This is a genomic window from Ruegeria sp. SAZD013 (assembly GCF_059612525.1).
In genome coordinates, this window is the sequence record NZ_JBXWQT010000012.1 from 1 (window position 1) to 11623 (window position 11623).

The 11623-nt window shown below is 57.3% G+C and carries 11 protein-coding genes; 1 reads left to right on the plus strand and 10 read right to left on the minus strand.

The window, feature by feature from the left end:
• From AC2FLU_RS01820 to AC2FLU_RS01830, 3 genes are all read right to left on the minus strand, one after another.
• On the minus strand, positions 1-336 hold a 336-nt coding region (locus AC2FLU_RS01820; protein WP_496811774.1), incomplete at its 3' end, for a phosphoadenosine phosphosulfate reductase domain-containing protein.
• Positions 336-3722 (minus strand): hypothetical protein, encoded by a 3387-nt coding sequence (locus tag AC2FLU_RS01825; protein ID WP_496811775.1) that lies wholly within the window; start codon positions 3720-3722, stop codon positions 336-338. The genes AC2FLU_RS01825 and AC2FLU_RS01820, both read right to left, overlap by 1 nt.
• A 2-nt stretch (positions 3723-3724) precedes the next feature.
• Entirely contained in the window at positions 3725-4690 is a 966-nt protein-coding gene (locus tag AC2FLU_RS01830; protein WP_496811776.1) for a DUF4007 family protein, read from the minus strand.
• A 153-nt stretch (positions 4691-4843) separates the two neighbouring features.
• On the opposite strand from AC2FLU_RS01830, the gene AC2FLU_RS01835 reads away from it, so the two are divergent.
• Positions 4844-6034 carry a cysteine desulfurase family protein gene (locus tag AC2FLU_RS01835; protein ID WP_496811777.1) on the plus strand — a complete coding sequence of 397 codons (1191 nt, stop codon included), beginning with the start codon at positions 4844-4846 and terminating at the stop codon, positions 6032-6034.
• A gap of 167 nt (positions 6035-6201) precedes the next feature.
• On the opposite strand, the gene AC2FLU_RS01840 is transcribed toward AC2FLU_RS01835, so the two are convergent.
• From AC2FLU_RS01840 to AC2FLU_RS01870, 7 genes are read right to left on the minus strand one after another with little or no spacing between them, the layout of a single operon-like run.
• A complete protein-coding gene (locus AC2FLU_RS01840; RefSeq protein ID WP_496811778.1) occupies positions 6202-7278 on the minus strand; it encodes a TrbL/VirB6 family protein in 1077 nt (358 codons plus the stop codon).
• Positions 7279-7290: 12 nt separating this feature from the next.
• The gene (locus tag AC2FLU_RS01845) at positions 7291-7704 is read right to left on the minus strand and encodes a hypothetical protein (RefSeq protein ID WP_496811779.1); all 414 of its coding nucleotides are present in this window, start codon (positions 7702-7704) and stop codon (positions 7291-7293) included.
• Positions 7701-7895, minus strand: coding sequence for a DUF4177 domain-containing protein (locus AC2FLU_RS01850; protein WP_093994389.1), 195 nt, complete (start codon positions 7893-7895; stop codon positions 7701-7703). The genes AC2FLU_RS01845 and AC2FLU_RS01850 overlap by 4 nt, the downstream gene beginning before the upstream one ends.
• Complete coding sequence (locus tag AC2FLU_RS01855; protein WP_093994390.1) at positions 7892-8878, minus strand: ATPase, T2SS/T4P/T4SS family; 987 nt, start codon at positions 8876-8878, stop codon at positions 7892-7894. The genes AC2FLU_RS01850 and AC2FLU_RS01855 overlap by 4 nt, the downstream gene beginning before the upstream one ends.
• A gap of 4 nt (positions 8879-8882) precedes the next feature.
• A complete protein-coding gene (locus AC2FLU_RS01860; RefSeq protein WP_496811780.1) occupies positions 8883-10262 on the minus strand; it encodes a TraB/TrbI/VirB10 family type IV secretion system protein in 1380 nt (459 codons plus the stop codon).
• Positions 10259-10954 carry a TrbG/VirB9 family P-type conjugative transfer protein gene (locus tag AC2FLU_RS01865; RefSeq protein WP_496811781.1) on the minus strand — a complete coding sequence of 232 codons (696 nt, stop codon included), beginning with the start codon at positions 10952-10954 and terminating at the stop codon, positions 10259-10261. The genes AC2FLU_RS01860 and AC2FLU_RS01865 overlap by 4 nt, the downstream gene beginning before the upstream one ends.
• 2 nt (positions 10955-10956) lie before the next feature.
• Positions 10957-11613 carry a VirB8 family type IV secretion system protein gene (locus AC2FLU_RS01870; RefSeq protein WP_075777193.1) on the minus strand — a complete coding sequence of 219 codons (657 nt, stop codon included), beginning with the start codon at positions 11611-11613 and terminating at the stop codon, positions 10957-10959.
• Positions 11614-11623: the final 10 nt, after the last annotated feature.

Here is an 11623-nt window from a genome sequence, read left to right on the forward strand (position 1 = left end):
TTTTCCTTCTTCCAACATTGGTTTGAGCCAGTGCTCGAATGGTCTAAGCTTAAGTTGTCTAGTGCACCAACGCGTTTGCGGTGACGGCAGGAAATTATTGTACTGCTTAAGCCAGAAGTCGAAGTCTCTGTCAGGATTTAGTCTTAAAACAGGCTTTCCTAGAAATCCTTCGAGCCGCCCAAGGAATTCGTATACCTCGGGGAGTTCTTTGCCCGTATCAGTAAAGAAATAATCAATATCAAGCTCGGGGTGGTGCTGGCGCATATAAACTGCGAGAGCAGCGCTGTCCTTTCCACCCGATAAGCCCAAAACATGCTTTTCTTCGGATTCACTCATTATACTACTCGTTCCACTTCCATTTTTTTGCCATCAATTTCTTCGTCGTTCATGTAGCGGGAACTCAACTCCGCTAGTGCTGCAAGAAGCAGATGGCGGCTCTTTGGGGCCTCGACATCGATGACATCTTCAAGTCTCCTGATTATGTCTTCGACCTTTTTCCGCTCACTTTCTGAAACTTCAAACTCGGCGTGCACGGGAGCTGGACGGCCGTTTAAACCAACAACAACCGCCATCGAGCTCCGCTTATCGCTCCGGCCTTTCACCCGCGCGAAGTTCTCCGCCCGAATAAATCTCTGCGAAAAGTCTGCAAGCTCGACGGAAGCGCGATCGAGGTCGGGATCGGTCCAGTCACGCGGCGGCTTATTTGCTGCCAAACTTGCAATTCCTTCTAGGTCTTGTTCTGTCCCTTCAAACTGTGAGAGCCTTCCGATGAAGGCATTCAATCGGAAGTCGCCACCGATCTCACGGATGTTCTCTGCCCGTGCGCGCAGCTCACTGAGAGCCTGCGGTGAGGCGTTAGGCACCTGAAGCTCGGCCAGCATAAGATCATGCAGACGTCGCAGCATCGACGGGTATGAGGCGACAAGCTCTTCTAGTCCTTCGCGTACATCCTTAACGATACTCTGGAGATTGTTTTCCTCGTCGAGTGCGCCGCGCCCGCCGAACGCGGTAGGAATGTCGTCGAACAAGAACTTGTTCGGATCGTTTGCGTGCTTGAACAGATCGCGCACCCGCGTTGCGTTAGAGGACAACTGCATGGTACGCTTTGTCCATGGATGTAGCTTGTCGAATATGGCAATGAGGCCGCGGGCGACATCGATAGGCGCGAGATGTGCGAGGCCGTTTGAGGCATCGAGATCGCGCACGATTTCGGCCATGCTCGATAGCAACCTACGAGATAGATCGGAAAGGTCCATCCAGCGGAGCTGAATCTCGCTAGAATCTTTGGCGAGGATTTCAACGTCGATATCCTTAAACCGTGCTTGGAAGATACCTTCGCGATACAGGGCGACGTTTTCTCTTTGTGTGAGTATAAACGCCACGACCATAACTGGTCTTAGTCCTTCTTTTAAACCGAAGGGCGGTTTGCCCCAGAGATCGTATAGCTCAGATACGGTAACCGTTCTGTCCTTTGCCTGCCTCAGGTGCTCCGAGGCGGCTTCCCAAAGTGGGTTAAGATTGCTTAGATCGCGTTTTTTCGACGGTGCGCGGAACTGCCAGGCACCACTTACCTCTCCGTACAAACCAGTCGCTTCTAGGAGGGAAGCGAATAGGCCGCCTTCTGCAGGATAACCCTCTATGCCAAGACGCTCATCACCTTCTCGACTGACCATCGCGCGCAATAGCGCATTCTGGGCAGCTATGGCGTTACTCGACGGCTTGATGCGATTGAGGAGCTCATTGTTGATTTTAGGCGATAGCGGGAAGCGCTTGGCGGCCAAATCAGAGGCGGCATTGTTGATCTCGGCCTGATCCCATTTCTGCGGCTTGTGGTTCTTCAGGTACCAGGTGGCATGGTCAAAGGCTGCCCTCAACTCTTCTTCGAGCTGACCTTGAAGAGCCGTTCTTCTCGCATGCACTTCGCGCTGCGCAACGGTGTCGCCAGCGAGGTCAGGATGCTCCTCTTGTACTTCACTGAGCGCGATAAGCTCTCTTGCGAGATCGACGATTACCCAAGCCCGCTGCGACAGGCCTACGACGACATCCCAGTGCTTGGACTCACGCGCCGCCTCACGGCATAATTTCTCGGCGATCTCTTGGCTTTCACCTTCCGTGGGGATCGCGAGAAGGAAAGCGCCAATCGTGCCTGACTTGGATGTGTACGCTGCGGCGCGTTCGATCACGCCATTCAAAGGTGCTATTTCGACATCAAACCAGCGCAATGCGCCGGTATCATGATAATGCCGCTTTGCAAGAATGGGCTGAAGCCCTGCCAGCTTTTGGAGCGCTGCAAAATCAACCTCTCGAACGCGCTGCAGCGCATCCTCGATTGCGTGATCAATGTCGAAATCGCTGCCAGCATAAATGGCGTAGGCGTCCGCGAACTTCCGGAAGATCACAAGAGACCACTTCTTGAGCTGCCCGAGTGCATCCTCCACCGTCTTTTTCGATACGTCCCGCAGGCAGGAGCCTAGCAAGCCGTCTGTAGGCGTAAGCCCTGAGCGTTCCTTAAAGAGGTCAATCAGTGCAATTGTTTTGAGAAGGCGGATTTGAAGCTCGCTTCCCCCCAGAGATTCACAGCGTTCTACTGCCTCGGCAGCCATTGCCCAGCGATGACCGTCCGGAGAGGCGAGAATAGAAGGCTCTAGATTAACCCGAAGGTAATCCCATAACCGGTCCGGCTCATATAAGACTCCCGCGCCATTATGACGGATGAAATCCTGAAAACCGTGCGGCTCTGCTGAATTGAGGAAGCCGAAGATACTGCGTTGGTTTTGGCCGAAGCGACGCCGGGAGATCGGGCCAAGAAGACAGGCCACAACGGGATGAAGCGGCCAGCATCCCTCAAGAGTTTCGGAGAGATGCCGTGACGCCGCCGGTCGTTGACGCTTAATCTCGTCGGCAACTGTCACCGAGAGTGAGCCAGGTTTCGTTAGTGCGCGCCCGTTCTCAATCGCACGAGAGATGAGCTCGATTTGCTCTTCTCCTGCCGCATTCACGGCAAGATCGATAAAGCGGCCTTGAATTTTCGACCACTCATCGCGCATTTCGCGCGACAGCCGGTTGGCATAGTCCTCGAATGCCTGATGAAGAATCCCGATGACGATCAAGCGTCCTTTACTACGTGAGGCAGCTTCCGCGAGGAGCTGAAAAATGTAGACATCGGTGCCATCTTGAGCGGCGGCTTCAAGAAACTTACCCATCTCATCGATGAAAAGGACAACACCGCCATGGCTGTGCGGTGCCTTTTCTGCAGAAGCGCTAAGCGTGGCCACGACAGCATCATCCGTCCATTTTCCCGTTTCAGGACAGCTACCTAGCCCGGCTTCCTCAATGGCACGCCCAATGATGTCCACAGCGCTCGCACGCCTGCCTACAACCGGCAAAACCTGCCAGCCCTTCGATTTTGGGGGGAGAGCTTCAAGAATTGCATCCGCCGCCTTGCGACCGATGGCCGTCGCGGCCTTCGAGCGAAACTCATCATCGGCCCCAAGCAATGCACTCATCGCTACGACAAGACTAGACTTTCCGCTGCCGTACGGGCCCGTCCAGGTAAACGCTCCATGCCCTGTATCGGAGACATGGTGCGCCACCGCCTGAAGAACATCTACTGACGATTTCGGGCAGACAAATCCCTCAAGAGCCTTGAGATCATTGTAATCGCTATCAATTTTTATCGATCTTTGGAACCGGCGCCCAATGTTCACGGTCTCGGAAAGCATGATCAGGCCGCCTCTCTACTCTCGATAATTTTTTTCTTGTAATCAAACATCGCGTAAATGAGTGCTGCTTCCGCATCCAAAGCCACATCTCGGATGACCTGCTTGAGGCCTGCTGTTTCCGACCACCTAAAAGAGCCTTTCGTAAAGTCCTCAAGCGCCAGAAGCCGATCAGCAACGTCATTTTCATCAAGCAAGAATACCCGCCCCGGCGAGCCCGGCTCGTGCGCCACAGCTTCGAAAGAAAGAGTCTGTGCCGACGAATAGTCCTTCCAGAAATCAATCAAGGCGTAGAGGAAGACCCCGTTCCCCAATGATGACTTTGGCCCTCGCACAAACCTAAAGCCGTCGCGGCGACCAACTGCCTTAATGAGACCGAGCTCTGCAAGCGGAGACTCCAGGGAGTCTTCGGGCGATGCCGCCCCAGACGCAGCTTTCGCCACGTAGGTTCGCAGGAAGCACTCGACGTCACGGCGTATGGTCGTAGCAGAAACGCGCGGCCATTCACGATCCTTGGCGACCTTCTCTAATGCGCGAACAAGTTGTTCGCGCTCAAACGTAACGCCAGAAAAATTGTTAAAACTCCAGTACCAAGTTGTTTTTTCAGGGCGACCCGCAAGATTCCAATGAATTAGCCAAAGCGAAGCAGGATGTTCTATGTATCGATCAAGTCCGCTTTTTCCGAATAACTGTCGGCCGAGACCTGTTGTTACAAGCGCATTGGCGCCCTCTCCATCCTCGATGATACCGGACGCCGCCGCCCAATGGCGCATCGATGAAACCATGTTCTTGCCAACCCCGAAACGCGCTATGGAGTCATCACGCGTGAAGGCGAGCTTACCGTCCGCACCATCTTCGCGTTCATAGACCGCGTCGTATGCCTTCTTCAGCCACCCATAGCGGAGCGGGAAGGTCTCGTGGCCCGAAAATTGTGGCCTGTAGCCGTCGTTGTAGATAGGTCCGCGTGCCATAGGGTCTCGTCCTGGAAGATTGATCCAGCTCGACAATAACCCACTAAATGTGGTAGGGTCAAACTCGTTCCTGGGGATATCCCCCAGAAAGTCTCTGAGCTCACGTCTGAGCGAGTTTTTGAAGTCTGATCACGAGAAGGTGCTGATAAGTTTATGAAAATTGACGGCGTGATATATTTGGACCATCAGGCGACCTGTCCGCTTGACTCGACCGTATTTGCCGAGATGATGCCATATTTTGAAGGTCGCTTTGGCAACCCGCATTCGAGTGATCATGCCGTTGGTTGGCGCGCTTCTCAAGCTGTTCAACGTGCTGCGTCGGAGATCGCTAGGCTTATAGGTGCTGACCCTGACGAGATTATCTTCACCTCGGGGGCAACGGAGGCCAACAACCTCGCTCTGCTTGGCTTAGCCCGAAAAGGTTTGGCGAGCAAGCGACGACGGATTCTCCTGAGCTCCATTGAGCATAAGTGCGTCCTGGAAATTGGGCGGGCGCTTTCAGCGGAATATGGATTCTCTATTGAGTATTTGCCTGTGGACACACAGGGCGTAATTGATCTCGATGCCCTGGAGAATTCCGTTTCTGACGATGTCTTTCTTGTATCTGTGATGGCTGCCAATAATGAAATTGGCACAATTCAGGACATTGAGAGAATCTCTCGCATCGTAGGCGCTTCCGGTGCGTACTTTCATTGCGATGCGGCTCAAGCGCCAAGTGCGATGAATGTGTCGCGGCTTGCTGATCACGCCGATCTCGTCAGTTTGTCGGGTCACAAGATGTATGGCCCTTCCGGCATCGGTGCGCTTTTTGCTCGGCGAGACCTTCAACCTTCGATGCAGCCCACGATCCTTGGGGGCGGCCAGCAAAACGGCTTGCGGTCGGGCACGCTTCCGGTTGCGCTTTGCGTCGGCTTCGGCACTGCTGCACGTATTGCAGCGTCAGAGGGAGGCGATCATCGCCGAGAGCAACTGGCCGACCTACGCGATTCATTCCTGAAGCAGCTACAAGACCTTCCCTGCCGCATTTGGGTGAATGGGCCGCTTGACTCGGAGAGCAAGCATCCTGGAAACCTCAATGTTGGCTTTGAAGGAGTATTGGCAGCTGATCTTCTCAGCCGACTGCAGCCCAAAATTGCTGCCTCGACGGGCTCCGCCTGCACAAGCGGGATATCGGAGCCTTCCCATGTGCTTCGCGCCATCGGACTCGATGACGAGCGCGCCTCATCATCGGTGCGCTTTAGTCTTGGGAAGGACACGACGCTTGATGATGTGAGTGAAGCGACAGAACTGATTAAAGAGGCGGTTCTTGATTTGATTGGTAGCGGTCTATTGGAAGTGGGTTAGGCTCTCACAGAGGGCTTTTGGGGCGATATAAGTTCTGCAAAAAGTCAGTATTGAACGGGACTGAGTATTCTCGCGAAATCAAAAGAAATGGTCTTCTTCGCGAAGAAGAACCAGCATTTTTTTAGGTGCAAATCTTTCTTGGGTTGCTGAATTCCAATTGTGCGCAGTCATCTCTTTCCCAACCTTGCCAGCCGAGCCAGTTGCGCCAGCATTTTTGACCCCGAGTCTGCGGATCCTGTGCCTCCTGCGGAACCCGTCTGCCCCATCCCTTGCCGAACAGGCATCTGCTGCACACCGAAGAACTGCCGCGCTCTGAGGGCCGCATATTCCGCACCGCTTGCCCCACCGATCAGGTAGCGATTGTAGGCCTGCTTGCTGCCCATTGCGGCGCGGGCAAAGCTGTAGCCGCCGCCGAGGCCACCGGAGAGGGCGGGCATCATGATGTTTCCGGAGATCGCGCGCACGATGAAGGGCGTGGCAATGATGAAGCCCTTGGCCATGAGGACCATCATGAAGAATGGGATGAGCGCGCCTATGTTTGAAGCCCCTTCCGGGTCGCCAAGCTCACCGATAAGAGCGGAAGAGACGCCAGTGATCGTTGCGAACACCCCTGCGACGACGATTGGGTAGAGTGCGAAGGAAACCAGTGCCGACAGCCAGCGTGCGAAGTAATCTTTAGTCACCTCGAAGAGGGTGAGGAAGATCATCACCGGCGCGATCCCGATTAGAAGTGCGATCATCAGGCGGGATGCCACAAGGATGAAGGCGGCCAGCCCGCCGAGTATCGAGAGCAAGAGGACCCCGACAATGTCGAGCATGGCGCCGGCCATCCAGTTCAACTCTGAACCTGCGGCGTTCAAATAGTCCCCCAACTCGGCGATCAAACGGTCGAATTCTTCGGCGAAAGTTCCAGAAGGGCCAGGAGTTCCACCGCCGACCGAAGCCACGAGCGCCCCAGCAATGCTGTCGATCCCGGCAAGGATGGCGGAGGAGAGGGCGTTGAACTGCACCCAGTTGGTTGCAAATATCCCGATGAGCCCGATCTTGACCGCGAGCCAAAAAGCCGCGCGCCCGTCCATCGCCTTGTACTGGTAGATCATGTTCAGGAAGACGAGGATCACCACGAGTGTTGTTCCCAGTACCAGAAGTGTGCCCACCGTTGCCGCAACCGATCCAAACTGGGTTTCGGCGGCGGTGTCGAGATAGCCCTGGGAGGTTTCAACGAAATAGGTGACGACGCTCATAACGGGGCTGCCTTACCAATTGCCTGCGGTTTCGCAGATGGCTTTAGCCTCAAGGCGAACGTCGTTGGCGCGCTGATTGTACGCGTCGGATGCTTCCAGCATTATCCAGCGTTCGTCACTCGCGTGCTGCTCATGAAACTCCGCCTCGGCAGCGTCCCAAGACGGAAACCGGATTTCACAGTCGCAGCTTTCGGTCTCGATGATGCGCTCGAGATTCTGGGCGCGGTAGATATCCTGGACCAACACGCGTTGATAGGCTTGGCGCAGGGGTATTTCTTGCATCCAGTTGGGCTCAGCGGGCCGGTCCGGACAGACGTCAAAGCTGCGATCGAGGGTCGGCACCATATTGCGCTCTGCGAAGGCAGGGACAGCCAGTAGGCTCACGGCCAGCGCGACTAGCGCAAGGGTTAGCCGCGCCGGCTTCATTCCGCGGCTCCGATGATAGTGGTTTCGCGCTTCAGGAAAACTGTGTGGCCGACATTGGCGAATTCCGAGGAGCTGATCGACACGACCTCCCAGCCTTCGGCCCCCTTCGCGTTCAGGCTGGCCTGCATGTCGGTGAGACTGGTTTTTCGGGTCATGGGAAAGGACAGGATTTCGTATTCAAATGTCTTCATCGGGAAGTTCCAATCTCAGTTGCGCCGGGGAGGTAAAATTCGGTGATGCCGCGCCGGCCATCGTGGCGACCGGCCTGGATGATCACATCGATGGAGTTTTCGATGTACTGGATCATGTCGGCATAGGTCATCGGGATCTCAGTCTTGAGTGCGGCGATGGCCAGACGCTGCACGGCAAGTTGCGGGGTTTCTGCGTGCAGCGTGGTCATGGACCCGCCATGGCCAGTGTTGATCGCCTCGAGGAAGGTCATGGCCTCCTTGCCGCGCACCTCGCCCAGGATGATGCGGTCCGGGCGCATGCGCAGCGTGGCAGTGAGCAGCACATCGGCGGTCTGGAACTCCGCATCCCGATTGGCGATGAGGGTCACGGCATTGGGCTGGGTCGGCAAAAGCTCGGCGGCTTCCTCGATGGTGACGATGCGTTCCTCTGATGGCACGTGAGAGAGGATCTTCCGCGCGGCGACGGTCTTGCCGGTGGAGGTGCCGCCCGAGACGATCATGTTGAGCTTGTTGTCGACGCAGAAGGCCAGGGCATCGTCGATCACGCCTGCCGCCACAACCTCGCGGAGTTCGCGGGTTTTCTCGAGGCGGAGTTCTTCAAGCTTGCGTTCCTTACCATAGAGGAAATCGAGAGCGATCCCGTCTAGCGGCAGGCTTGAAAAGAACCGAAGGCTGATCGACATGGCCGAGAGCACGGCAGGCGGGGTGATGACCTGCGCCCGGATCGGGCGACCTTTGTAGGTGATCGAGACCGAGACGATGGGGCGGTCCTTGCTCATGGTGGTGTTTGCGGAGGAAGCAATCTGGTTGCCGAGGTCTTTGACTTCTGTTGCGGTCAGCATCTGGTCCAGCTTTCGCATGAAGTGATCGCCCTGGAATTCTCCCCAGCAGCTTCCGTCAGGATTGATGCAGATCTCGATGACATCGTCGCGGGTGGCGGCGGCGATCCTGTCGAGGGAGGTTTCGAGATAGCTCAGCGACATGGGCTCAGAAAATCTCCAGATCGCGGTCGACCATCACGGTGACGCGGGTCCCCTGGTCGACATAGATGACGGGGCCGATGGAAAGGTAATCGCCGATCACGCTGTCCGTGGCATCGGCAAGATCATCGCCCACGTCTTCGAGCACATCCGCGGCGGTTTCGTTCTGCACATTTGCAGCGGCTGCACTAGGCGCGGCGGAGATCAGTGAAATCAGCGCGGCCGAGCCGAAGCGCTCGTCAAAGCGCGTGTCGACAAAGCCGGTGACGCCGGAGCGACCCAATTCATCGCCCCCAAAAGAACTGATCTGGATAGTCTGGTTGTCGGGCAGAATGATCCGGTCCCAAGCGATGGTGACCCGGCGCTGCGCGATATCAACGTCCGAACGATAGCGCCCGATAAGGTGGGATCCACGCGGGATCAAGAGCCGAGAACCGTCGAAACTGAACACGTCTTCGGAAACAACGGCCCGGGTCTGGCCGGGCAGGGAGCTGTCGAGGGCGGTTTCCATGACAGCCTGGATCATGGTGCCCTGGATGATTGTGTTGGAGGGGTTGGCGATGACCTCGGCTTGCGTCACCGAAGTGGGCAGCGCGCCGTTCAGCACAAAATCCGTCACTTCCCCGAAGGTCCGTTCGGTCAGTGCCGTCTCATTCGCACCGGAGGTGCCACCAAAAGCGATGGTGGGCGAGGTGATGCGGCGTTCCTGAAACGCACGTTCCTCTGCCGCGCGGCGCTCGAGTTCCGCCAGTCGCCTTGCTTCCTCCTCGCGGCGGAGCCGCTCTTCTTCCCGCGCGCGCAACTCGTCCTCGGTGGGCCCGATGGGTGCGGGGAGCGGGCGGTTGGCCTCGAGTTGGGCCAGTTCCAGATCCATGCGGAGTTGCTCAAGGCTGCGATCCCGCGCCGTCAGTTCGTCCTGGAATCGTTGCTGTGCGGCTTCCGAGGCGGCTTGGAGCGCAGCGATCTGAGTGGTCAGCGCGTCGATCGCCTCTGCGGCGGCGGTGTCTTCCTCAACGACCGGCTCGGGGGCGTTGCGCAATTCCTCGATCTGAGCCTGCAGCGCGGTGATCTGTGCCAAAAGCTCAGCATTGGGCTCGACCGGATCGGGTGCGACGAACACAACCTCGGGCTCGGGCGGGGGCAAGGTCTCGATGGCGCCGAACCCGTCGCCTTCGTTCTGGAACACGTCCGGCGTGGCCGTGGGAAGGGCTTCCTCTTCCTCGGGTTGGGACATGAGATAGAGCAAGGCACCGCCCGCGCCGATCACGAGGACGACGACCAAAGCGAGCAGCGGTGAGCGTCGTGGGGCAGGGGGCGAACCAGCGCCCTTGCCTTGTTCTAGAGCCGCGAGACGTTTCTCGAGGTCTGCGTTTCCAGTATCGCTCATGAGCCTACCCCCGCAGGTGGTGTGGCCTCGATGCAGACCACCTCCTCCCCGATCCGCAGCACCCATTGTCGGTTCACGCCTGAAACCCGGATCACGCCGTCCTCGGTGGCTTGCGTGTTGACCGTGCGCTCACGGCCATTGGCGTAGCGGAAGATCGCAGGCACCGGCGCGTTCCGCGGAAATACGAAATACGTAAACGTCCCGTCATCCCAGACACGGGTAGGGGTGAACTCGGTCCGCGCGCTGGCACCGTAATTATAGTTCGGCGCTTGGGCCGCGATGGCACGTGTGGGCCGCGTATTGTCTTCGGGGTAGCGGAACTGGACCACGTAAAAGGTCGGACTGCGGGTCTCCTCGACGTTGAAGTAATAACTGCGCCTGTTCGTGTAGACGGTCACATTGGTATGCACCCCGCGCGCCACCGGCTTGATCGCGAAGGCCTGACCGCCGGGTACGCCGTCGATCTCGAAGCCTTCCGTGTCGCCCGCAATGATCGAGCGGATGCTCTCGCCTTCCCCGAACTCGACCGTAGTCACATGGGTGAGCGACACGCTGAGGCGGTATACCTGACCTTCTTGATATGTTGCCAGCCGCACCCGATTGTCATTGGGCCCGCCACGCGGGATGGCTTCGGCAAAAGCAAGGCCGGGCAACAGGGCAATCAGCAATATGAAAAGTCGAGCAGGGAACAAATTCAATTCTCCAATCTGTCGGAGCGGATGGAATATTCGAGGACCGTGAAGCCGAAGGGGTTGGTCCAGACCTCATCGATGGAGCGGCGGGTCTCGGGGCGGAACTCGAAGAGAAGCGTGGCGGTGAAAAGCCCGGTTTGGACGCCATTGATGGAGGTCAGGCGCTTGCGCAGGCGGACGGTGGCGCGGTTCGTACCGATCCGGTTGATGCTGAGGATTTCCACATCAAGCCGGGCATTGGGGCCATAAACTGTCGGCGGGTAGTTCTCATTGGCGCTGTTCCAGATCTGGCGCAGCCCGCTCTCGGCAGCTCCGTCCGAGCGGCGCAGGACGTTGCGGATGCGCAGATCGTTGTCGAGCTGGTTGTAGACCTCCCGGTCGGTCACATAGCGGAACACCTCCGCCTCGATGATCGCCTGGTTGGCGGTCACCGAGGAGGCGCCGACCGAGGCTTCGGGGAGTGCAAAGCCGGTGGCGGGATCATAGGGAACAACGACGGGGGGCGGGTCGACATCGAGGATCGAGACCGCCGCGGCGCTCAGACAGCCGATGACACCGAAGACAAGGCCCGTCAGGCCAAGGCGTTGCCAGAGCCGTTCGCGGCGCAAGGCACCGTAGACCAGTTCTTCCTCGATGATTTCTTGTTCACTCGCCACCATTCATGCCCCC